23 protein-coding genes are annotated in these 23,052 nt (G+C 60.2%); 15 read left to right on the top strand and 8 right to left on the bottom strand.

What is annotated here, in order from left to right; all coding sequences use genetic code 11:
• Positions 1-27: 27 nt before the first annotated feature.
• The 3 genes from Q0859_RS12250 to Q0859_RS12240 are packed head-to-tail and all read right to left on the bottom strand — an operon-like array spanning position 28 to position 1,868.
• Positions 28-615 (bottom strand): hypothetical protein, encoded by a 588-nt coding sequence (locus tag Q0859_RS12250; protein WP_299151643.1) that lies wholly within the window; start codon positions 613-615, stop codon positions 28-30.
• Positions 605-1,057 (bottom strand): hypothetical protein, encoded by a 453-nt coding sequence (locus Q0859_RS12245; protein ID WP_299151642.1) that lies wholly within the window; start codon positions 1,055-1,057, stop codon positions 605-607. The genes Q0859_RS12250 and Q0859_RS12245 overlap by 11 nt, the downstream gene beginning before the upstream one ends.
• Positions 1,050-1,868 (bottom strand): ABC transporter ATP-binding protein, encoded by an 819-nt coding sequence (locus tag Q0859_RS12240; RefSeq protein ID WP_299151641.1) that lies wholly within the window; start codon positions 1,866-1,868, stop codon positions 1,050-1,052. The genes Q0859_RS12245 and Q0859_RS12240 overlap by 8 nt, the downstream gene beginning before the upstream one ends.
• Positions 1,869-1,953: 85 nt before the next feature.
• Between Q0859_RS12240 and Q0859_RS12235 the strand changes: the two genes are divergently transcribed.
• Positions 1,954-2,121 carry a hypothetical protein gene (locus tag Q0859_RS12235; protein WP_299151640.1) on the top strand — a complete coding sequence of 56 codons (168 nt, stop codon included), beginning with the start codon at positions 1,954-1,956 and terminating at the stop codon, positions 2,119-2,121.
• A 131-nt stretch (positions 2,122-2,252) separates the two neighbouring features.
• Here Q0859_RS12235 and Q0859_RS12230 read toward each other — a convergent pair whose 3' ends face one another.
• Positions 2,253-4,208: an AMP-binding protein gene (locus Q0859_RS12230; protein WP_299151835.1), complete on the bottom strand. Its 1,956-nt coding sequence runs from the start codon at positions 4,206-4,208 to the stop codon at positions 2,253-2,255.
• A gap of 202 nt (positions 4,209-4,410) precedes the next feature.
• Here Q0859_RS12230 and Q0859_RS12225 point away from each other — a divergent pair, with 202 nt between their 5' ends.
• From Q0859_RS12225 to Q0859_RS12210, 4 genes are all read left to right on the top strand, one after another.
• Positions 4,411-6,309: a PAS-domain containing protein gene (locus tag Q0859_RS12225; protein ID WP_299151639.1), complete on the top strand. Its 1,899-nt coding sequence runs from the start codon at positions 4,411-4,413 to the stop codon at positions 6,307-6,309.
• Positions 6,306-7,007, top strand: coding sequence for a response regulator transcription factor (locus Q0859_RS12220; protein ID WP_299151638.1), 702 nt, complete (start codon positions 6,306-6,308; stop codon positions 7,005-7,007). Before Q0859_RS12225 ends, Q0859_RS12220 begins: the two co-directional genes overlap by 4 nt.
• A gap of 26 nt (positions 7,008-7,033) precedes the next feature.
• A complete protein-coding gene (locus Q0859_RS12215) occupies positions 7,034-7,258 on the top strand; it encodes a WGR domain-containing protein (protein WP_299151637.1) in 225 nt (74 codons plus the stop codon).
• Positions 7,259-7,339: 81 nt separating this feature from the next.
• Positions 7,340-8,062, top strand: coding sequence for a hypothetical protein (locus Q0859_RS12210; protein ID WP_299151636.1), 723 nt, complete (start codon positions 7,340-7,342; stop codon positions 8,060-8,062).
• Here the strand turns inward: Q0859_RS12210 and Q0859_RS12205 are convergent.
• Together Q0859_RS12205 and fdhF are read right to left on the bottom strand one after the other, a co-directional pair.
• Entirely contained in the window at positions 8,053-9,240 is a 1,188-nt protein-coding gene (locus Q0859_RS12205) for a hydantoinase/carbamoylase family amidase (protein ID WP_299151635.1), read from the bottom strand. The two genes, Q0859_RS12210 and Q0859_RS12205, sit on opposite strands and share 10 nt — an antisense overlap.
• A 105-nt stretch (positions 9,241-9,345) precedes the next feature.
• Positions 9,346-12,111, bottom strand: a complete 2,766-nt coding sequence (gene fdhF, locus Q0859_RS12200; protein WP_299151634.1) for a formate dehydrogenase subunit alpha — start codon at positions 12,109-12,111, stop codon at positions 9,346-9,348.
• Positions 12,112-12,261: 150 nt separating this feature from the next.
• Here fdhF and Q0859_RS12195 point away from each other — a divergent pair, with 150 nt between their 5' ends.
• From Q0859_RS12195 to Q0859_RS12175, 5 genes are all read left to right on the top strand, one after another.
• Positions 12,262-13,305 carry an AbrB family transcriptional regulator gene (locus Q0859_RS12195; protein ID WP_299151632.1) on the top strand — a complete coding sequence of 348 codons (1,044 nt, stop codon included), beginning with the start codon at positions 12,262-12,264 and terminating at the stop codon, positions 13,303-13,305.
• A 101-nt stretch (positions 13,306-13,406) separates the two neighbouring features.
• Positions 13,407-14,060, top strand: a complete 654-nt coding sequence (locus Q0859_RS12190; protein ID WP_299151631.1) for a histidine phosphatase family protein — start codon at positions 13,407-13,409, stop codon at positions 14,058-14,060.
• Positions 14,061-14,072: 12 nt separating this feature from the next.
• Entirely contained in the window at positions 14,073-14,681 is a 609-nt protein-coding gene (locus Q0859_RS12185; RefSeq protein WP_299151630.1) for a glutathione S-transferase family protein, read from the top strand.
• Positions 14,681-15,736 carry a saccharopine dehydrogenase gene (locus Q0859_RS12180; protein ID WP_299151629.1) on the top strand — a complete coding sequence of 352 codons (1,056 nt, stop codon included), beginning with the start codon at positions 14,681-14,683 and terminating at the stop codon, positions 15,734-15,736. The genes Q0859_RS12185 and Q0859_RS12180 overlap by 1 nt, the downstream gene beginning before the upstream one ends.
• Positions 15,737-15,811: 75 nt before the next feature.
• Complete coding sequence (locus Q0859_RS12175) at positions 15,812-16,954, top strand: saccharopine dehydrogenase C-terminal domain-containing protein (protein WP_299151628.1); 1,143 nt, start codon at positions 15,812-15,814, stop codon at positions 16,952-16,954.
• 27 nt (positions 16,955-16,981) lie between these two features.
• Here Q0859_RS12175 and Q0859_RS12170 read toward each other — a convergent pair whose 3' ends face one another.
• Together Q0859_RS12170 and Q0859_RS12165 are read right to left on the bottom strand one after the other, a co-directional pair.
• Positions 16,982-17,638: a ChrR family anti-sigma-E factor gene (locus Q0859_RS12170; protein ID WP_299151627.1), complete on the bottom strand. Its 657-nt coding sequence runs from the start codon at positions 17,636-17,638 to the stop codon at positions 16,982-16,984.
• 8 nt (positions 17,639-17,646) lie between these two features.
• Positions 17,647-18,171 (bottom strand): sigma-70 family RNA polymerase sigma factor, encoded by a 525-nt coding sequence (locus tag Q0859_RS12165; protein ID WP_299151834.1) that lies wholly within the window; start codon positions 18,169-18,171, stop codon positions 17,647-17,649.
• A gap of 200 nt (positions 18,172-18,371) precedes the next feature.
• Here Q0859_RS12165 and Q0859_RS12160 point away from each other — a divergent pair, with 200 nt between their 5' ends.
• From Q0859_RS12160 to Q0859_RS12140, 5 genes are read left to right on the top strand one after another with little or no spacing between them, the layout of a single operon-like run.
• Complete coding sequence (locus tag Q0859_RS12160; RefSeq protein WP_299151626.1) at positions 18,372-19,703, top strand: FAD-dependent oxidoreductase; 1,332 nt, start codon at positions 18,372-18,374, stop codon at positions 19,701-19,703.
• Entirely contained in the window at positions 19,700-20,458 is a 759-nt protein-coding gene (locus tag Q0859_RS12155) for a DUF1365 domain-containing protein (RefSeq protein WP_299151625.1), read from the top strand. Before Q0859_RS12160 ends, Q0859_RS12155 begins: the two co-directional genes overlap by 4 nt.
• Positions 20,455-21,690, top strand: a complete 1,236-nt coding sequence (locus Q0859_RS12150; protein WP_299151624.1) for an MFS transporter — start codon at positions 20,455-20,457, stop codon at positions 21,688-21,690. Before Q0859_RS12155 ends, Q0859_RS12150 begins: the two co-directional genes overlap by 4 nt.
• A gap of 1 nt (position 21,691) precedes the next feature.
• The gene (locus tag Q0859_RS12145; protein WP_299151623.1) at positions 21,692-22,270 is read left to right on the top strand and encodes a DUF3833 family protein; all 579 of its coding nucleotides are present in this window, start codon (positions 21,692-21,694) and stop codon (positions 22,268-22,270) included.
• Positions 22,267-23,004 (top strand): SDR family NAD(P)-dependent oxidoreductase, encoded by a 738-nt coding sequence (locus tag Q0859_RS12140; RefSeq protein WP_299151621.1) that lies wholly within the window; start codon positions 22,267-22,269, stop codon positions 23,002-23,004. The genes Q0859_RS12145 and Q0859_RS12140 overlap by 4 nt, the downstream gene beginning before the upstream one ends.
• Positions 23,005-23,052: the final 48 nt, after the last annotated feature.

Below are 23,052 nucleotides of genomic sequence, written 5' to 3'. Positions count from 1 at the left end.
ACCCTTCCGATCTCAAAAAACACACGCTCATTTCGCCGCAACCCCCATCAAATCCGCCGTATGATCGCGCAACGGCTGATAGCTGACGCGCAACCGGGTCAGCCCTTCGAATGTGAGGTTCCAGTTCAGCGTGACCTCGGTCACCCGGCCATCGCGGCGCGGTGCCGCCAGAAACGCCGCCGCATAGGCGCGATCCATCGTGACCCGGCTTACCGGCTCAAACCCGGTTGTGGACACAAAACGCGCACCCGCACCCGCACGCCACGCCTCAAACGCGACCAGCAGTTCGGAGTAACTCAGACCATGGCTGATGATCTCGCAGGCCGGTTCGTCATACATGAACACGACCAATGCGCGGTCCAGATCGGTTTCCTGATAGCCCAGAACATAGGAATTGAGAGTGCTTTCGAAATACCGCCGGAAGGTGCGCGGCACAGCCATGATATCGCGGGGCGACAGGCTGGCCGGATCATTCAGATAGGGCAGACAGCGCGTTTCGATCACATCGCACAATCCGGCCATGCCAGGCTGGGACGCATCACAAATCGGAGGCTCTTCTGCAACCGCAGGACCCGCCCAAAGGGCCGCACATATCGCAAATGCTCTAACTCTCAAGGTCAGTCTCCACGATCCAATAGGATGCACGCACACCCGAAACGTCCGAGCGCACCATAACGCGCGGTTCAATCCATTCGTTGCTGACCAGCCAGTCGCCTTCGGGTACGTACCGCCCCGCCGACAGTTGCGCATAGCGCCACGCCCGTTCGGCCGTGGACGGGTCGGCGGTAGCCGCCTCCACACCACACGCACGCTCACCCACCGACGGGGCTTTGTCCACGACCAGCACATACCCATCCGCGTTCGGACCAAAGGCGCGGCGGGCTTCGTGCATCTGGTCAATCGGTTGGGCGGCCAATCCATCCACAATGGCCACGCTCTGATGCTCGAACGGATCAAGGCAACGGGCCACGAACATCTCCCAGGCCGTGTCCGCCTGCGCGCCACCAGCGACCGCGGCAAAGGCCAACACTGCGACGAAAAAGCGGTGCTTAATCATGCGCAACACCCAGGTAAGCATCGACAACGGCCTGATTGCCGCGCACTTCATCGGGTGTGCCGTCGCCGATCTTTTTACCGTAATCCATCACGACCACCCGGTCGCTCAGGTCCATGACGACGCCCATGTCATGTTCGATCAACGCAATCGTGGTGCCAAATTCATCGTTCACATCCAGAATAAAGCGGCTCATGTCCTCCTTTTCTTCGACATTCATCCCCGCCATTGGCTCGTCCAGCAGCAACAGGGACGGCTCCGCCGCCAAGGCGCGGGCCAACTCGACCCGTTTTTTCAGCCCGTAGGGCAGGCGCGATACGGGCGTCTTGCGAATGGCCTGAATTTCAAGAAAATCGATGATCTTTTCAGCAACTTCCCGGTTCTCGGTCTCTTCGGCCTCGGCCTTGCCCTTCCAAAAGCTCTGCGCAAACAACCCGGTTTTCATATGGGTCAAACGGCCCGTCATCACGTTATCCAGAACGCTCATGCCCTCGAACAGGGCGATGTTCTGGAATGTGCGCGCAATGCCCTGGCGGGCCACCTGATAGGGTTTCATCGGCGGGCGCGGCATACCTTTGTAGAAGACCTCGCCGTCCTGAGGCACGTAAAACCCCGAAATGACGTTCAACATCGAGGATTTACCAGCCCCGTTCGGGCCAATGATCGCGCGAATTTCACCTTCCCGGATATCGAATGAGATGTCCTTGATGGCCTCAACACCGCCAAAACGCAGGGTGATATTCTTCATCTCCATGACCACAGCGCCGATCTTGCGACCGTCCGCAGTGGTGTACCCTTCGGCCTGATCAAGCATGGATGACCTCCGTCGCGCGTGCTGTTGGCGTGAAATTAACTATTTTCTGCGCACCTTTGAGCCACGCCATGCAGGAGGGCCAAAGATGTTTGATGCACTTGAACGCCGCTACTTGTTGAAACTCGCCTTTGAATGTCGCCGCAAAGGGCTGAGTGCGCGACAAACCCGGATCACCATGCGCAATTCGATCGGTGCCTTTACCGGTGACAATCGCGTGCGCTGCGCGGTGCGCAATGTATTTGACGCCGACTAGCGCCCGAACCAACCGCTTCCCGGTCGCCGAACGGCCGCTCCCGGAGGGTCGGCCAAACACGGATGCCGAAGCCGCGCACACCTCATGGGATGGTGGGCGGGGCGATGGCGCTGCGACACGTCGATCCATCATCATTCCGCCGCCATCTTGGTCTGCACCGGCACCACTTTGGCGTCACAAATGATCAATGTCGCAGAAATGGATCCCTTGCGCCCATCCTCATAGGTCACCTCGGTTGTGGTAGAAATCTCGGATGACCCGTCGTAGAGCGCGGCGATGATATCCCCATACTTCTCTTCGATGATGCGGCGGCGCACCTTCTGGGTCCGCGTCAGCTCTCCATCATCGGCGTCCAATTGCTTGTGCAACACGACAAAGCGATGCACCTGACAACTCGACAGCATTTCATCCTCGGCGACCGAGGTGTTCACCTCCTCGACATGGGCGGTGATGGTCGACAACACCTGCGGATGCTGGGCCAATTCCTGATAGGACGCGTAACCGATATTGTTGCGTTCGGCCCAGTTCCCCACCGCCGTCAGGTCGATATTGATAAAAGCGGTGCATTCCTCGCGCCCACTTCCAAAGACCACGGCCTCCAGAATGTTGGGAAAGAATTTCAGCTTGTTCTCGACATATTTAGGGGCAAACAATGCGCCTGACGCCATCTGCCCCACGTCCTTGGCGCGATCAATGATGCGCAGATGGCCGGTATCAACCTCGATGAACCCCGCGTCGCCCGTCGCAACCCAGCCTTCGGAGTCCTTGGTATCAGCCGTGCTTTCGGCGTTCTTGTAATACTCCACAAACACACCGGGCGAGCGATAGAACACCTCGCCATTCTCGGCGATCTTCAACTCCACGCCCGGGCATTTCACACCCACCGTGTCCGAGCGCACCTCGCCATCGGGTTGAGCGGTGATAAACACGGTCGCTTCGGTCTGCCCATAAAGCTGCTTCAGGTTGATCCCCATCGATCGATAGAAATCGAAAATTTCTGGCCCAATCGCCTCGCCCGCCGTGTAGCCCACGCGCACCCGACTGAAGCCAAGTGTATTCTTTAGTGGGCCATAGACCATCAACTCGCCCAAAGCGTATTTCAGCCGGTCCATCAGACCGACCGACTTACCATCCAGAATGGCCGGTCCAACCTTGCGCGCGTGACCCATGAAATAGTGGAACATGCGCTGCTTGAACCGGCTCGCATCCTCCATCCGGATCATCACGTTGGTAAGCTGGTTTTCGAACACGCGCGGTGGGGCAAAATAGTAGGTCGGCCCGATCTCGCGCAGGTTCATGTGCATCGTCTCGGCACTTTCGGGGCAGTTCGTGCAGAACCCCGTCCACAGCGCCTGACCGACGGAGAATATGAAATCACCCACCCATGCCATGGGCAGGTAGGCCAGAATATCATCAGATTGGCGCAGGCCGTCGAACTCGGACGAGGATTTGCTGGTCTCGATCACGTTGCGATTGGACAGCACGACCCCCTTGGGTTTGCCCGTGGTCCCGGACGTATAAAGCATCACGCAGGTGCTGTCGTAATCCAGCTTGGCAATCCGGCGCGCCATTTCGGGGGACAACTCATCGCGCTTGGCGCGGCCCGCCTCCTGGACGTGGGAATATTGGTGCAATTTGGAATGGTCGTATTTGCGCAAACCGCGTGGGTCCAGATAAATGATCTGCTCGAAATCGGGCAACTCGCCCTGCACTTCGATCACCTTGTCGACCTGCTCCTGATCGCCCGCGATCACAAACCGCGCGCCGCAATGACCAAGGGTGTAGGCCATCTCTTCGGCAGCTGCGTCCTGGTACAGGGGCACAGGGATCGCACCGCACATCTGTACGGCCATCATCGACCAATACAGATGCGGCCGATTGCGCCCGATCACGGCAACAAAATCGCCTTCGGCCAGCCCAAGGTCCAGCAGCCCAAGCGCGAGCGCTTCGATCTCTTCGCGGGTTTCAGCCCACGTCCAGCTTTGCCAGATCCCGAACTCTTTCTCCCGGTAGGCCGGAGCACTGCCGAATTCTGTCGCATTGCGGTGCAAAAGCGCAGGGATTGACACGAGGCCCCCTACGCCCATGGGCGTCTCAACCAACTTATATCCTCCCGCGCGCGCCCTTTTCGGGTCACGCATGATCGCTACGACGATTCTTTGTCCCCATAAGGATGCTGTGCTGAGGCTGAAGGTCAACTTTTTCCTGATGTTTTCCCAAACCTTACGAATTGTAACAGTCGGGCATGGACCGTTGTGCGGTCGCGCATCTGGGTGCTAGCCATGGATCATGCAGCCGCACGCAACACCTTCGCTGACCGCCTCCGGCCTGAACTTGATTGCCCAGGGCATGACGATCTATGACCACGATCTGCGGCTGGCCGTGTGCAACGCGCCCTTTCAGCAGATGTTCGACCTGCCGGATGCGCTCGTCACGCCGGGTGCCTCCTTTCGCGAGACGATCACCCATCTGGCAGTACGCGGCGAATACGGGCCTATCGACGACCTTGACAGCTTTGTGCAGGAACGCGTCGATCAGGCGCGCAACTTTGAGGCGCATTATATGGAGCGCACCCGCGCCAACGGGCGCACAATCAGCGTCGAAGGCTCTCCTCTGCCCCAGGGCGGATGGGTCACCGTCTACACCGACATTTCCCAGACCAAGGCACAGGAGGCACTGTTGCGTGCCCACGCCTCGGACCTTGGCCAGCAGGTGCTGGATCACGCCGAAGCACTGAGTGCGACCAACCGCCAACTCGCTGCGACAGTCACCGCATTGGAAGAAGCCAAGCGCCAACTGACCCGAACCGAAGCGCACACCCGTCTGACCACCGAAATGATGCCCGCGCATCTGGCCCATGTGAATGCCGAGGGGCGCTATACCTTTTCCAATCGCAAGCTGAATGCGGTGATGCCGGGGCGTCCTTCGGACATTGTCGGCATGACCATAGCCGACGCCTTGGGCGACTTTGCCTATGGGCGCATCGCACCTGCGCTGACCAGTGCCTATCAGGGCGAAGCGTCCGTGTTCGAGTTCACCGACAACGCCAGCGCGCGGCGCATCCGTGGTTCGTTCACACCCGACGGGACGGGCGGGGCCTATATCATGTCGATGGACATCACCGAAGAAACCCAGGCCCGCGTCGCCTTGCAACAGACCCGGCGGCGCACCCTTGCCGCACAGATGACGTCCGGATTGGCCCATGATTTTTCCAACCTGCTGACCATCATTCTGGGGCTGCAATCCAAGCTGGGCCGCCTGCCTGACCTGCCAGAGGCCGCGACCGAGATGATTGAGGGCACACTTGCGGCCACCCGGCGCGGCGGGGCATTGCTGAACGCAATCGCCGACATGACCGCCGGACGCGCGATGCGGCCTGCGGCGACCGACATTCAAACGCTACTCGGCGACGTGCAGACACTGGCGCGCTCGACCTTGCCCGACGGTCTGACACTAGCCGTCTCTCCGGGCCCGCTTTCAGGGGCCTTTCTGCTGGACCCCGGCATGGTTCAGGACAGCCTGCTGAACCTGATCCTGAACGCACGCGATGCCTGTGGCACGCGCGGACAAATCACGCTGACCGCGCAGGCGGTGCATGACACATGGCTCGAATTTATCGTCACCGACAGCGGCCCCGGATTTTCGTCGGATGCACTTGAACATGGCTGTGATCCCTTCTTTACGACCAAGGGGGCCGAAGGGTCGGGCCTTGGGCTGCCAATGGTCTATGACATGACCAAACGGGCGGGGGGTGATCTGAAACTGGGGAACGGAACAACGGGCGCACATGTCCGCCTGCGACTGCCCTTGCGCCACGCACCCGATGTATCTGGCAGGCTGGTCCTGCTGGTCGAAGACGACGCGGCCTTGCGCGAACACTACCGCGATATGCTGATCGATACGGGCCACTCGGTCATCGAAGCAGCCGGGGTGGACGAGGCCATCGCACTCACGGCTGACCTGCCCGATATCGCGCTGGTGCTATCAGATGTGAACCTGGGCAGCGGCAGCCGCACGGGTGTCGATCTGGCACTCCAATTGACAGGTACAGTGCCTGTAATCCTGATGACATCGCTGCCCCCACAGGACCCGCTGTTTCACGCCGCAACCCAAGCTGCACCCGTCCTCAACAAACCCTTCGAAGCGCGCGACCTGCTGGTCCTGTTGCGCACACAGGTCGCCGCATGACCGTTCCTCTTGTCACCATCCTTGACGATGAACCGGCCATTCGCACCATCCTGTCGGATGCTCTGCAAGAGGCCGGATTTCGCACCTTGTCTTTTTCACGTGCCGCCGCATTCGAGGCGGCACTGAACAACCACAAACCCGATGTGTGCCTCGTGGATCTGGGCTTGCCCGACACGGATGGTCTGGCGCTTGTTCACCGCCTTGCGCTGGAACAGGGCGCAACAGTCATCATTATTTCCGGGCGCGCGCAGGTACAGGACAAGATAACAGGTCTTGAGCTAGGGGCCGATGACTACATCATCAAACCCTTTGATCCCGCCGAGGTCGTGGCACGCATCCGGGTGCGCCTGCGCAGCCCCAAGGCGGCCCAGACCAAAGGGCAGGTTGCGGTCTTCAACGGCTGGACCGCATCTTTTGACAGTTACACCCTCACAGACGAGGCTGGCCAGAACACACCGTTTTCCCATGCCGAAGGCGAGGTATTGCGCCTGTTTCTGGATGCCCCCAAGCGGCTGATCAGCCGCGCCCAGATGCAGGAAAACCTTGGGGGCGGGGCGGGCGACAGTTTTGACCGGGCCATGGACGTGCGTATTTCGCGGTTGCGCACCAAGCTGAGGGAAGACCCCAAGAACCCGCGTCTGATCAAGACGATCTACGGGGCGGGTTACATCTTTCTGGGCGATGTGCGCTGGACCTGAGCGCACGGGCATGGCACTTTCTCGTCATGGTCGAAGCACTTCTTTATCGCCCCGGTCGCAGACGGCTCTGGTTTTACAGGGTCGAGATCGCGATGAACCTCTTTGCCGAGGCATCCGTGATCGTGGAATGGGGCCTGAGCGGCGGCCAACCCAATCGCCGCGTCTCCTGCCACGGTGACTTGCGCGCCGCATCCCATGCGGCAGATCGGTATCGCAAACGGGCGATCCAGCGCGGCTATGCGCGGGTCTGACGGGCAAGGTATTCCAGACTAACCCGCGCACGCTATGCGGCCTAAACTAAGGCATTTGCAGCCCCCAAAAAGGGATCGTTTATGTCTTACTCTCTCCGCTTCAAAGGGTTTGCCCTTATTATCAACACCGTCCTGCCGTTTGTGCTGATTATCGGATTAGGGCTATTTCTGAACACACTTTATGCCACGCTCAAGGCCGAGCTCGAACCGCCCGTGACCCAATTGATCGATGACGCACGCCAGCTTGCCAGTCACGCACAAGAGGCGGCGCGCACCGTCGATGCGACCGCCAAACTGGTCCAGACGAATGCGGCGGCAGCGGCCCAATCGGTCGAAAATCTGGTAGAACCGCTGACCAACTTCAAGATTTCGATTCCCGCACTGAGCATCCCGATCCCCAATTTCAAAAACTGCAAGGTCACCAAACTCTCGAACTGTGTCGGCTCGATTGATGTGTTCAAGGGCATCGGAAACGTGATCAACGCAGGCCTGAGCAAATCCTTCGAAGTGCCACGCCGCGAGTTCCAGAAAATTGGCGATGCGGTTGATGAAACACTAAGTGAGGTCAACAAACTCAAGCCCCTTGCCGAGAGTTTTCGCAATCAGGCCCGCGAGTTCCGCGCCCGCGCTCAGGCCCTGTCAGATGCACGTCGCAATCTGGCCGCAAGCGTCGTCGGGATCGTGCAAATTGCCCTGTGGGTGATCGGGATCATCCTGATCTGGCTTGTCGTCAGCACCAGTGCGTGGGTTTTCGAACGGCTGACGCTTGGCACATATCTGCTGCGCCATGGCCGCTACCCCTGAACACCTGCGGCATGGGCCAGAACGCGCAAGCCCGCCACCAGATCAGCCTCGCGCGTGTCTTCCTCAAAAGCGTGGCTGATCCCATTGATCGACGGAACAAACAACATCGCAACAGGCATACGCCGGGCCACATTGGTCGCATCATGCAAGGCACCCGAGGGCATCATGCGCCATTTGCCCGGTGCCACCGCCTCTGCCCCTGCTTCAAGGCGTGCGCGCAGCCTCGGATCCATCGCAACCGGATCCAATCCCAACAGCGGGCCCAATTCAACCTCCAGCCCCATATCCTGAACGATCTCGCTCAACACAGCCTCGATCACCTGCTGCATCCGGTCCAGACGGGCTGCGTCCCCATCGCGCCACTGCATCGAAAACCGTACCTCACCGGGCACAATCGAGGACGCATTGGGCGATATCGACACATGTCCGATCGTCCACACACTTTGCCGCGTCACCACATTGCGCAACCGATCATTCAAAGCGGTGTTGAACGCGGAAAGTCCCTGAAACGCGTCCCGGCGCAAAGCCATCGGGGTGGTGCCCGCGTGGTTCTGCTGGCCACGTAATGTGACAACCCGGTCGCGAATCCCGACAATGTCGCACACAACCCCAATCTGCTCATCGCACGCATCCAGCGTCGGGCCCTGCTCAATATGCAATTCAATAAACCCAGTGAATTGGGCAGGATCCACCTCGCCACCAACGCGCTCCCCGAAAGCATGGCGGGCGTCAGACAACAGCACCCCGTTGTGGTCACGCAACGCGTCCGCCTCAACCAGGGACAATCCACCCGACCAGACGGCTGACCCGGTCGTGACCCCAAACCGACCCTCTTCATCCTGAAAGGACACCACGGATATCGCAGGCCCACCCGTCTCCCGCGCTGCGCGCGCCACTTCCAACGCCGCAACAACACCCAACGCGCCATCAAGCCAGCCGCCCGCCGGCTGACTGTCCGAGTGGGAGCCGAGCAACAGCGAAGGCCCCTCCGCCAGCCCAAAAAGATTGCCCATTGCATCAAAGCGAGGCGTCAAACCCGCCGCAGACATTCGCTGCGCCAACCAATCGCGGGCCTCGATGTCCGGGTCCGAATAGGCAGGACGCACGACACCCGTCCCCTGCGCACCGAACTGACGCAGCGCGTGCAAATCAGACAAAAACCGCTCGGGACTCAGCATGGGCTTACCCCTTCTTTTGACCAAAAATACCGTGGGGAGTTTGAGGGGCAAAGCCCCTCATCAATCAAAATGGATAGCGTATGCCCGACAGGGCATTCCACAAGATCACTGCGCAGCGACAGCCTCCGTCCCAGCCTCAACCCGCACGGCGGAAAACTTGAACTCCGGGATTTTACCGTAAGGATCAATTGCCGGGTTGGTCAGGATATTGGCCGCCGCTTCGACAAAGGCAAAGGGTAGAAATACCATATCCGGCGCAACGGCGCGATCCTCACGGGCCATGATCTTGATCGATCCGCGCTTGGTTGTCAGCCGCACCAGCCCACCCGGAACAACGCCCAGTTTGCGTAAGGTCGACGGGTGCAGCGAACAATTCGCCTCAGGCTCAACCGCATCCAGAACGCTCGCACGACGGGTCATCGACCCTGTATGCCAATGCTCAAGCTGACGCCCCGTGGTCAGGATCATCGGATAGTCCGCATCCGGCACATCATCAGGTGCAATCACAGCCGCAGGCGTAAACCGCGCACGACCCTCGGGACGAGGAAAACCATCACCAAAGACAATCGGCTGCCCCGGATCGTCAGGGGTCAGCGACGGATAGGTCACCGCATTCTGCCGCTCAAGACGATCCCATGTGATGTTGGTCAGCGATTTCATGTTCAGCTTCATTTCGGCAAACACATCCGCCGGGCTGGCATAGTCCCAGCCCAGTCCCAACCGCTTGGCCAGTTCCACCTCGATCCACCAGTCCTCGCGCGCCTCGCCGGGAGGGGGCACCGCAGGGCGGCCCATCTGGACCTGTCGATTGGTATTCGTCACGGTGCCGGACTTTTCGGCAAAGGCCGAGGCAGGCAAGATCACATCCGCATAATTCGCGGTTTCTGTGATGAAAATATCCTGCACCACGAGGTGATCCAGTTTGGCCAGCGCCGCGCGGGCATGTTCAACATCCGGGTCCGACATGGCCGGGTTCTCGCCCAACACATACATCGCCTTGATCGACCCGGTATGGACCGCGTCCATGATCTCGGTCACGGTCAGGCCCTTTTCGCTCGAAAAATCCCCGGACCCCCACACATCGGTAAAGGCCGAGCGCACACCATCATCCGTCACTGTTTGATAGTCCGGCAGGAACATCGGGATCAGGCCTGCATCGGAGGCACCCTGCACATTGTTCTGACCGCGCAACGGGTGAAGGCCCGCGCCGGGACGCCCGATCTGCCCGCACATTAGCGCCAGCGAAATCAGACAGCGTGAATTGTCGGTGCCGTGGATATGCTGGCTGACACCCATGCCCCAGAAAATCATCGCGGACTTGGCCCCGGCAAAGGTGCGGGCCACATCGCGCAGCACCTCGGCCTCGATGCCGCAAATCTCCGACATCTTCTCGGGACTGAAGCCTTTGAGGTGTTCCTTCTCGGCCTCCCAATTCTCGGTGTAGGCATCGATGTATTGCTGATCGTACAACCCCTCTTCGACGATGGTGTGCATGATCGCATTCAACATGCTCACGTCCGCACCGGGGCGGAATTGCAGCATGTGGGATGCAAACCGCTTGAGCGCCTGGCCGCGCGGGTCCATGACGATCAGCTTGCCGCCCCGCTTGGTGAACTGCTTGAAATAGGTGGCCGCAACGGGGTGGTTTTCAATCGGATTACAGCCGATGGCAATGGCCACATCCGCATTCTCGATCTCGTTGAAGGTCGCTGTGACCGCGCCCGAGCCGACATTCTCTATCAGGGCGGCCACCGAACTCGCATGGCACAGCCGCGTGCAGTGATCGACGTTGTTGTGACCAAAGCCCTGCCGGATCATCTTTTGAAACAGATAGGCTTCTTCGTTCGTGCACTTGGCCGAGCCAAAGCCCGCCACCTCGCGCCCACGTCCTTTCAGACCGTTGGCGGCAAAATCAAGCGCCTCGTCCCAGCTTGCCTCGCGGAACACGTCCGACCAGTTGCCCGGGTCCACGTTCAACCCCTTGGCGGGGGCATCCACGCGGCGGATGAGCGGCTTGGTCAGACGGTGGTCGTGATGGATGTAATCAAAGCCGAAACGCCCTTTGACGCACAGCCGCCCTTCATTCGCGGGGCCATTGATGCCCTCCACATATTTGACTTTGCCGTCCTTCACCTTCAGTGAAATCTGGCAGCCGACCCCGCAGAAGGGGCAGATGCTTTCGACCTCAGAGTCAAAATCCGCACTGTCACCCACCTGCGCCGCGTCCACCACGGTCGAAGGCAGAAGCGCGCCTGTCGGACAGGCCTGCACACACTCGCCGCACGCCACACACGTGGACTCACCCATCGGGTCAGCCATATCAAAGGTCGGATAGCTGTCATGGCCCCGTCCCGACATCCCGATCACATCATTGACCTGCACCTCGCGGCAGGCGCGCACGCACAGCCCACACTGAATGCACGCATCCATATTCACCGACATCGCCACGTGGCTGTCATCCAGCAGCGGGACGCGCTCCTCTTCCAACCTGGGAAAGCGGCTTTCCGAGACATCATTGGCCTCTGCCATGTCCCAGAAATGGGCGGATTTATCATGCGCCACATCGCGTTCGGGCTGGTCCGCCACCAACATCTCGACCACCATCTTGCGCGCACTCTCGGCGCGAGCGGAGTTGGTGGTGACAACCATCCCCTCGGCAGGTTCGCGGATGCACGAGGCCGCCAGCACCCGCTCGCCCTCGATCTCGACCATGCAGGCGCGGCAATTGCCATCCGGGCGATAGCCCGGCGCAGGTTTGTGGCACAGATGCGGGATCACAAGGCCACGGCCATTGGCCACTTCCCAGATGGTCATCCCGGCGTCGGCCTCGACTTGTGCCCCATCCAGCATGAAGGTCACCTTGCCTGTCATCGCACATCTCCCTGCAATCCTGCTCCGTTCTAGCCCGACACACAGCACAAAAGGACTCCCATTCCCGACACCAGGCCTTGATTTTGCGTCCCTCCCGTTTCCGATGCGCAACCATTGCGCCGCTCATGCAACATGGACTAGCCATGGGACATGCTTGCCCGCCCCTCTCTGACCGCGCTACGGATCACTGGCCAGACCTTGATCATCGGCACAATCGGCGCGGCCTTGGCCGAGGTGATCAATGCACCTATCGCAGTACTGACCGGCCCTGCGGTGCTGGTCAGCCTCGCTGCTGTCACCGGGATACGCACCGGCATTGATGATACCATCCGCAACCTCGTGTTCCTGCTGGTCGGAGTCAGCATCGGCAGCGGGGTCGATGCCTCCGCCACCCAAGCGATGCTGCGCTGGCCGTTCGCCTTTGCGGCCCTCGGGGTGATGCTCTGGGCAACGCTCTGGCTTTGCGCACAATTGTTGCGACGCGGCTTCGGGATGGACAGACGCAGCGCTTATCTGGCAGCCGCCCCGGGACACCTCAGCTTTGTAATCAGCCTGTCCATGGGGCTGAACCTCGACAGCACAAGGATCATCGTAATCCAATCGGTGCGGCTCCTGGCGCTCACGCTCACCGTGCCCGCCCTGGCGGCGGCGTTCGGCATCGACCTCTCCGGACCGGTCATGCCCACCGGGGCGGCACTCGCATGGGTACACCTTGCAACCCTTCTGCTGGCAGGGCTTGGCATCGGCTACATTCTTGACCGGATTGGCCTGCCCGCGCCACTGCTGATCGGGGGGATGGTGGCCTCAAGCCTCGGGCACGCGACCGAGATCACGCCAGGGGTCATGCACCCATGGCTCGGGTATGCGGGGCTGATGGCTGTGGGCACCCTGATCGGGGCACGGTTCAACGGGATCACACGGGCAAGCCTGATGCAGTCGCTTGGTGCCGGGTTGATTGTGACGACACTCACCATCGCGATGACGCTGCTCACCGCACTGCCGGTCGCCTATGCGCTAGGGTTCGCATCCACACATGTGCTGGTGGCCTTTGCCCCCGGCGGGTTGGAGACGATGATCGCAATGGGGATCGTTCTCGGAGCGAACCCGGGCTTTGTTGCAGCATGCCACGTCGCGCGGCTTCTCTTCCTCACCATCCTGTTGCCCACCTTCGTTGGTCGGATAAACCACCCCTGATCCACCTTCATCTTGCCAAATAAACTCGCCCCGCAGGGTCAAGGACTTTCCACGCGCACACCCCTGCCATAAAACACACCAAACACCAGCCAAAGGCACCCATGTCCCACATCACTCTTATCCGGCACGGTCAGGCCAACAACCAGGCCAAAGACGAGGCGAGTTACGATCAACTCAGCCCCCTCGGGCACCAGCAGGCGCGGTGGCTGGGGGCGCATCTGACGGCCACCAACCAGCATCACAGGCGGCTCTACACGGGCACCTTACGCAGGCACCGCGAAACAGCCCAAGGCATGAACACCGGCCTCACGCCGACCCAAGACCCACGCCTAAACGAACTCGAATACTTCACGCTGGCCACAGCGCTTGAAACCGAACACGGGGTCGCGATACCCACCGAACAGGCGCATTTCGCAGCACACCTGCCGCGCGTGTTCGCCGCATGGGCGGACGGCATCCTCGAAGGTGCACCTGAAACGTTTGGCGCATTCGAAACCCGCGTCCGCGACGCCCTGAGCGAGATCACGGCAGGTACTGGCCCGGCGCTGGTTGTCACCTCCGGTGGGCTGATCTCAATGGCGATGCGCCAACATCTTGATTTGTCAATCAAGGCAATGGCCAATGTGGCACTGGCGATTATGAACACGTCAGTTCACCGATTTTATCCAATTGGTGGCACATGGGCACCTGTCATGTTCAACGCCGTGCCCCATCTTGAGATGCCTGATCGGCACCACGCCCAAACCCATTTCTGAAAAGGACAGTCCATGAAACTGCATTTCGCCCCCGGCACGATCTCAATCGCCGTAGCCATCGCACTGGAAGAAGCAGGGCTGGACCATGACACCCACCAGCTCGACTTCGCCAAAGGCGACCAGCAGTCAGCCGAATACAGCGCCATCAACCCAAAAGGCCGGGTACCGGCGCTGGAAACCGAAGGGACCGTGCTGACCGAAACCGGCGCGATCCTCGACTATATCGCAGCCCTATCCCCGATGATGATGCCCACCAATCCGATCCAGGCCGCACGCGCGCGCAGCGTCATGTACTACCTCGCCTCAACCATGCACGTGAACCACGCCCACAAGATGCGCGGGCACCGATGGGCAAATGCCGAAGCGAGCCATAAGGACATGACCGCCAAAGTACCCGAAACCATGATGGCCTCCGCGCAATATGTCGAAGACGCGTGCCTCGAAGGCCCCTACGTTCTGGGGGACACCCCCTGCATTGCGGACGCCTATCTGTTCATGGTCTGCACATGGTTGCCCGGTGATGGGGTCGATCTGGCCCCCTTCCCACGCATCCGCACCTTCATGGACGCGATGGAAGATCGACCAAGCGTCAAGGCGGTTCGCGCCAAAGGCATGCTGTGATGACCCACCTCTGGGTGCGCGCCGAACAGCGCGACAACGAAACACGGGTCGGGTTGACCCCTCAGGGGGCGGCCAAACTGATCGCCGCCGGGATCAAGGTCACGGTCGAGGACAGCAACACCCGCTGCATTCCCACGGACCGGTACGAGGCCGCAGGGGCCTCCATAGCCGCGCAAAACACCTGGCCCTCCGCACCGCAGGATGCGATCGTCTTCGGGCTCAAGGAACTGCCCGATGACGGCACAGCGCTGGCCCACGACCACATCATGTTCGGGCACGCCTTCAAAGGACAGCCCGCAGGTAAGACACTGCTCAAACGGTTCAAGGCCGGAGGCAGCACGCTTTATGACCTCGAATACCTGGTCGATACAGACAGCAAACGGGTCGCCGCCTTTGGGTACTGGGCAGGCTACGCGGGGGCCGCCGTTGCACTGAAATGCTGGATCGCCCAGCAAAAGGGACAGATCGCGGGACCAGTTGTGCCCTATGCCAGCTCCAACCACCTGTTGGCCGATCTGCAATCAGACCTTGTGGGTACAGGCACACACCGGCCCACCGCATTGATCATCGGCGCATTGGGGCGGGTCGGCACCGGGGCGGGCGATCTGTGCACCGTGATGGGGGTTGCAACGACGAAATGGGACATGGCCGAAACCGCCGGCGGCGGGCCGTTCCCGGACATCTTGAGGCATGATATCTTCTTCAACTGCATCCTTGCGCGCCCGGGTACGCCGGTATTCGTGGCTGCGGACGCCCCCCACAAGACACGCAAACTCAGCGTGATCGGCGATATCGCATGCGACCCCGACAGCGACTTTTCACCCATCAAGGTCTATGACCGCACGACAACATGGGAGGCCCCCGCGCTACGCGTCCACGACACCCCCCCGCTCGACGTGACAGCCATCGACAACCTGCCCTCCATGCTGCCCGTTGAATCCTCCGAAGACTACGCCGACCAACTGCTGCCCAGCCTCCTGTCACTTGGCGCGACAGGCACAACCGTCTGGAGCAGGGCCAAATCCACATTCGACGCTGCAATAAACGCGCTTTAACTTTCTTTTGACCAAAAATACCGCGGGGTCTGGGGCAGCGCCCCAGTCCGCCCTCAAAACAAAGGAAACCGACCTATGACGATCCACTGGTGCGGCACCGGGCTTTCCGCCATCCCCGGCCTGAAACGATTGATCGAACTTGGCTATCCGGTGACGGTCTGGAACCGCACGGTGTCCAAGGCACAAGAGGCCATTGGCAGCGACACAACCGACATCCGGCCCTTCGATCAGGGCGCACTCAGCAACGCATTACGCCAAGGCGATACGGTCGTTTCCATGCTGCCCGGGGATTGGCACGTGCCACTGGCGCAGGCTGCAATTCAGGCGGGCGCACATTTTGTCTCGTCCAGCTATATCGCGCCCGAGATGCGCGCGCTCGATCTGGCAGCCAAAGAGGCGGGTGTGGTGCTGATGAACGAAGTCGGACTGGATCCGGGCATCGATCACCTGATGGCGCATCACCTGGTCGCGGCCTATCGCACCTCCAGCGCATACGACGATGCAAACACGATCAGCTTCACATCCTATTGCGGCGGGGTGCCTAAACACGCCAACCCGTTCCGCTATAAATTCAGCTGGGCCCCCGTGGGGGTGCTCAAGGCGTTGCGCTCCCCCTCCAAATCCATCCGGGCAGGACAGGAATTCGACGTGGCACGGCCTTGGGATGCAGTCTCAAGCTATGATGCGCCCCTGCCCACACCCGAAACCTTCGAGGTCTATCCGAACCGCGACAGCCTGCCCTTCATGGCCGAATACCATTTTGATCCCAAATGGCAGGTGAAGGAATTCGTGCGCGGAACCTTGCGGCTGAACGGATGGGCCGATGCGTGGCGTGACGTGTTCACCGAGATCGAAGCGAACCCCACAGATGCGCGGTTGCAGGAGATGTCGGATTCACTGCTGGCCGAAAACAGCTACGGACCGGGCGAGCCCGACCGGGTGATCATGTGTGTGGACCTGAAGGCCGAAAACGACGCAGGCACCATCTGGCACCAAACCTACGCGATGGATGCGTGGGGGGACGCAAGAGGCACGGCGATGGCGCGACTGGTGTCGATTCCCGTTTCGCTTGCTGTTCAGGCCGCACAATCCGGCGCGGTGAAGCCGGGCGTCCACGCCGCTCCGAACGATCTGCAAATGGTGGCAAACTGGATGGCCGAAATCGACCGGCTCGCACAACACCTCAATATCGTCGACCACATGACAGACAGCCTGTAAGGCGGAGGTGTCCTCCGCCCCACACCATCAGATCCGGGCGAAGCGTTGGACGATCTTGGGCAACAGGCCCTGAAATTCGAGGGGTGCGTCGCTGACCGCAAGGCAAATACAATCCTCGTGAATATCAGCCACGGGCGTGTGATGCATGTCGCTGTCAGCAATTTCAACATCACCGCGCGCGAAATAGTCATCCTCGTCCTGAAATGCACCTTGCAGGACCATCGTCATCTCAATCCCCTTGTGGCCGTGATCCGGCATGGCAGCACCCGCAGGAATGAACAGCAAACGGGCAGAGGCGTCGCGGGATGTGGGCAAGATCGCCTGCTTTACACCCATGCCAATGCCGCGCCACTGCACGTCTGCCAGATCGCCACCGACATAATCCTGCAAGGGACCCGGCAAAACGGACCCAGAGACACGCGGCACCTGAATTTCGTCCACCGGACCGCCAGCAATCAGCGCCATCGTCGCCGCAAAGCTGCCCGGCTCAAGGACTATGTCGTTGCTTGGCGCGAGGTCCAAAATCTCGCCACCGACCGCATCAAAACTTTCTGCCTGAGCGCGACATGTGTCGCAAAGCGACAGATGCGCGGCCACCATGAGATTGAAGGCCTCTGGCAGCGTGCCTGTCGCATATCCGATCAGAATATCATCCGTCAGATGGTGTTTAATGCTGTGTTCCATCATCTTTTTCACTTCATTGCGTGGCGCAGCCGTTCCAGCGCCAACCGTATTCTTGATTTGATCGTGCCAAGCGGCAGACCGGTTTGTTCGGCGATTTCGCTGTGGGACAGATCCCCGAAATACGCCTTCTCAATCAACTCGCGTTGGTTGGCAGGCAACTCTGCGATTGCGCGGCCCAACTGTTCGCTTTCCTGCTGCAAGGCCATCACATCGGCCTGATCAGGATTTTCTTCGGGGCCCCAGCCCAAATCCTCGGGTTCGGGGCGACGCTGCTTGCGCAGCACGTCAATCTTGCGGTTCCGTGCGATGGTGAAAATCCACGTCGCAACAGAGGCCCTTGCGGGGTCGAACATATGCGCCTTGTGCCAGCACGTCGCCAACACCTCCTGGGCACACTCCTCGGCCAGCGAACCGTCCGCACCGGACTTGATCAGAAATCCCTTCACCCTGGGGGCAAAATGACCAAACAGCTCGGCAAAGGCCTGCTGATCCTGATCATCCCGGATGCGGTACATGTGGTCGACCCACAGCATCCGCTTTCCGTTGTTTGCATTCATAATCGATGGTCCTGACACCGCACCCAGATCTACCCCTAGGGGTCGGGGCACTTCTGCTCCTGACATTTCTAATCCCGCAAACATACACAGTCTACGCCCCTGCAAGCGCCGTGGATCAAAAATAAACTTCTATGAAATGTGCATCCGTTTCCATGCGCGCGCCGTAAAGACTACAAATGCCCAACCAACTTGGATTCCAGAACTTTATGCCGCTTGAAATGATATCTACCGCCCGCAAACGCATTGCTGTGATCGGGGGCGGGATTTCCGGGATGGGTGCCGCCTACACACTTTCCCCACATCACAATGTAACCCTGTTCGAGGCAGAGCCCCGTCTGGGCGGTCATGCCCGCACCGTCACGGCTGGCAAACGCGGCGATCAGCCCGTCGATACCGGGTTTTTGGTGTTCAACTACGCCAACTACCCCAACATGGCCGACCTTTTTGCCGATCTCGACGTGCCGGTCGTCAAATCCAACATGAGCTTTGGAGCCTCAATCGACGGAGGGCGGCTGGAATACGGGCTGGCCAGCCTCAACGCGCTTTTTGCACAACGCGTCAACGCGCTGAGCCCCCGGTTCCTCGGCATGGTCCGCGACATCCTGCGGTTCAATAAAAACGCATTGCGCGTTGCGAATGCGGACCGCACCCGCACGGTCGGGCAGTTCCTGGAGGTACTGGGCACCGGCACGTGGTTTCGCGACTATTACCTTTTGCCGCTAAGCGGAGCGATCTGGTCCACCCCCACCGAAAAGATCATGGATTTCCCGGCCCACGCGATGATCCAGTTTTTCGAGAACCACGCGCTGCTTGGCGCGACGGGCCAGCATCAGTGGTACACGGTAAATGGCGGGTCCATCCAATATGTGCGCCGTCTGGAGGCAGCACTGCTTGGGCATGGCGTCGATATACGCCTTGGCGCAGCAGTGCAGTCGGTCCGACGCACCCCGGCGGGTGCGCAGATCAAGGCGTGGGGGGGCGATTGGGAACAGTTTGACGACGTCGTCTTTGCCACGCATTCCGACGACAGCCTCGCCATGCTCCAGGACCCGACCCCCGATGAACGCGCCGCCCTGGACGCGGTGAAATACCAGCCCAATGACATCATTCTGCACCGCGACGCCTCCATCATGCCCCGTCACCGCCAAACGTGGTCAAGCTGGGTCTATACCGAGGACAAGAACGCGCAGAATGACCGGATCGACCTCACCTATTGGCTCAATTCGCTGCAACCCATCCCCCATGATGATCTGCACTTTGTGACCCTCAACACCAAACGGGCGATCCCTGACGAGATGATCTATGACCAGACGATGCTGCGCCACCCGGTCTACGATCTGGCCGCGCTGGCCGCACAGGACACGGTGCGGGCGATGAACGGGTCAAACAACACATGGTTCTGCGGAGCGTGGATGCGCCATGGCTTCCACGAGGATGGTTTGTCGAGCGGTCTGGATGTGGCGCGCGCCATCCTTGAAGCCCCCACGGTCGAGGTGGCCGCCGCGTGAACCGCCGCATCGATCATATCGCAGGCACCACCTATCACGGGCGCAAGGGGGCGATAGACAACGCCTTTCGCTATTCCGTGGATTACATGCTGCTGGATGCGGAGGCTGCGGTCGATACCCCGCGCCTTTTTGCACGCAATGGCCTGGGTGTGATGGCGCTTGATGATATCGATCATGGCGGCGCACCCAAGGCTGGCACCGGTGCAGTTTGGGTGCGCGATGTCTTGCGCACGCATCAAATCACAGGGGTGGCCCGGATCGAATTGCTGGCCCAACCCAAGGTCTTTGGCCACGTGTTCAACCCGGTCAGTTTCTGGTTGTGTCGCCGCGAAAATGACGCACTGATTGCCGTGATCGCCGAAGTCTCCAACACATTCGGGGATCGCCACAACTATCTTGTGCATCATCCCGACCTGCGGCCCATCGCGGCCCAAGACAAGTTGACCGCGACCAAGATTTTCCACGTCTCTCCGTTTCAACCCGTCGAAGGTGGGTATGAATTTCGGTTTGATATTCGCGCAGATCGGATCGGAATCTGGATCGATTATTCGCGCGGCCAGGGCGGGTTGATCGCCACCCTGACCGGCAAGCGGCGTGCGCTGTCGAACGGGTCGATCCTGCGGTCTGTCCTACGCCGCCCGTTCGGGTCGCGCCGTGTACTGACACTGATCCATTGGCAGGCGCTCAAGCTGTGGATCAAACGCGCCACCTATCGTGCGCGGCCTCTGCCCCCCACAGACGAGGTCTCGCGATGACGGATGCTCAGCCTCAACGCCTGTCCGGCTACGCAGTTTTCGCCGCAATGATCGCCGCGGCTGGCCTGCCGATCTATATCCACGCACCCAAGTTTTACGTGGACGAGTACGGGGTATCGCTCGCCGCTTTGGGTGCGGTTCTGTTTGGGCTGCGGCTGCTGGATGTGGTGCAGGACCCACTGTTTGGGCGGCTGAGCGAAGCACTGCGCAACAACCGGGGCGCGGGTGTGGTCATCGGCTGCGCGATTATGGCCGCCTGTATGCTTGGACTGTTTGCGGTGACCCCGCCACTGCCACCGCTGATCTGGTTCGGGCTGATGCTGACGGGGGTGTTTTCAGCCTTCAGTTTTCTGACGATCAACTTTTATGCCCAAGGCGTGGTCAAGGCCGACCGTCTGCCCGGCAACGGGCACCTCAAGTTGGCGCGCTGGCGCGAGACCGGCGCACTGCTTGGCGTGTGCGTCGCAGCCATCGCACCGGTGATGCTGGGCGCGTTCATGGGCGCACCCTTTGCCGGGTTTGCAATCGGGTTTGCAGTGCTGGCGGGCGTCGCGGTGTTGATGATGCGCGGCGAATGGGTCAGCGATGGGCTGCCACCGTCGGTCGGCTTTGGGGTCGTGCTACGCGACGGGGTGGCACGCAAATTGCTTTTGATCGCGCTCGTCAACGCGGCACCTGTCGCTGTCAGCTCGACCCTGTTTCTGTTCTTTGTCGAAAGCCGTCTTGAGGCACCGGGCAAAGAAGGACCATTGCTGCTTGTGTTCTTTCTGAGTGCAACTGCGGCCGCGCCTCTTTGGGGCACGCTGGCCGAACGATTTGGCACCAAAATCGTTTTGGTATGCGCGATGCTGCTGGCAATTGCGGGCTTTGGATGGGCGGTGACGCTTGGCCCAGGTGACTGGATCGCCTTTGCGGTGATCTGCGTGATTTCGGGGGCGACCCTAGGGGCTGATCTGACGCTGTTGCCAGCGGTGTTCGCAACCCGCATGGCGCGCATCAGCCCCTCCGCCGCCGAAGGGTTTGGCCTGTGGTCATTCGTGTCGAAATTCACGTTGGCCTTTGCCGCTGTCACCTTGTTGCCCGCGCTGGATCGCGCGGGATTTGACAGCACGGCCACCCGCAATCCACCCGAAGCGCTGGCCCTGCTTGCGCTGCTTTACGCGGCTGTACCGTGTGCCCTGAAGGTCGTGGCGATTATGCTGTTGGCCACGACCAATCTAAAGGAGATTTAAGATGGAGAGCATCCTCTATGTGGTGATCGGGGCCGCATTGGTCTGTGCGCTGAACTGGGCGTGGACCCGCTATGCCGGGTTTCTTGCGCAGGTGCCCGAGGACTATGCCAACACCGCCGAGCAGTTTGACATCCGCACCCATCTCAATGGACCTATCCTATGTGAAGGGGTGATTTACGGGCCAACGGGACGAGTCTCCTCGCGGTTTGTGGGCGAATTTGACTGCCAATGGGAGGGCAATCGCGGCACCATGCGCGAGGTGTTCACCTATGACGATGGGTCCGAACAGGTGCGCGCGTGGGAATTGACGCTTGGCAATGACGGGCGGATCAAGGCCCTGGCCAACGACGTTGTGGGCGAGGGCACGGGGCAGCAAAGGGGCAACTCAGTACAACTGAAGTACAGGTTCCGCCTGCCCGAAGCGTCGGGCGGGCATGTGCTGAATACGGTCGACTGGATGTATCTGGCCCCGAACGGATCCATCGTGAATCGGTCACAATTCCGGAAATACGGTTTGAAGGTTGCAGAGCTGGTCGCAACCATGCGCCCGGCCCCGGCGAGGTTGAAGAAAGCAGTATGAGCAACATCAGCCTGAATGGAAAACGGTATTGGCTGGTTGGCGCTGGCGACGGGTTGGGCAAGGCGTTGGCGCATTGTCTCAGCCGCGCAGGCGTTGAGGTGGTTGTGTCTGCCCGAAGCGAGGACAAACTCGCCGCATTGGTCGACGAACTGCCTGGTAAGGCGTCCTACCAAACGGTGGATATTTCGGACGCCGACAGCGTCAAAGCCACCGCCAAAGCGGTGGGCGAGATTGACGGGCTGGTCTTGCTTGCGGGCGTTTACTGGCCATTCTCGGCCAAGGAATGGGACGCGGATCAGGCTATCGCCATGGCTGATATCAACTTCACCGGCTTCATGCGCGTTTTGGGCCAAGTCGTCCCCGGCTTTGTTGAGCGCGACGCGGGGCATATCGTTATCACCTCATCACTGACCGGCTTCCGAGGGTTGCCCGGCTCGATCGGGTATACTGCGTCCAAGGCTGCAACCATGTCATTGGCCGAGTGCATGCATGCTGATCTGCGCCAGACAGGCGTGCGCGTTCAGGTCGCCAATCCCGGGTTCATCAAGACGCAGCTGACCGAAAAGAACGACTTCAAGATGCCGTTCATCATGGAACCCGAGGATGCGGCCCGCGAGATGTTCGAGTTGATGCTGACGGACAACTTCAAAAAGAGCTTTCCGACAGCGTTTTCCCTGCTGTTTCGAGGGTCCCAGTTTCTACCCGACTGGCTGTATTATCGTATATTTTCCTGAACCGGGGCGGAGGACACCTCCGCCTTACACAGACACATATCGCCAAAA

It is taken from the genome of uncultured Tateyamaria sp. (assembly GCF_947497045.1).
Taxonomy (GTDB): domain Bacteria; phylum Pseudomonadota; class Alphaproteobacteria; order Rhodobacterales; family Rhodobacteraceae; genus Tateyamaria.
The sequence above is the reverse complement of the archived record's forward strand: the minus strand, read 5'-3'. Positions and strand labels throughout refer to the sequence as shown.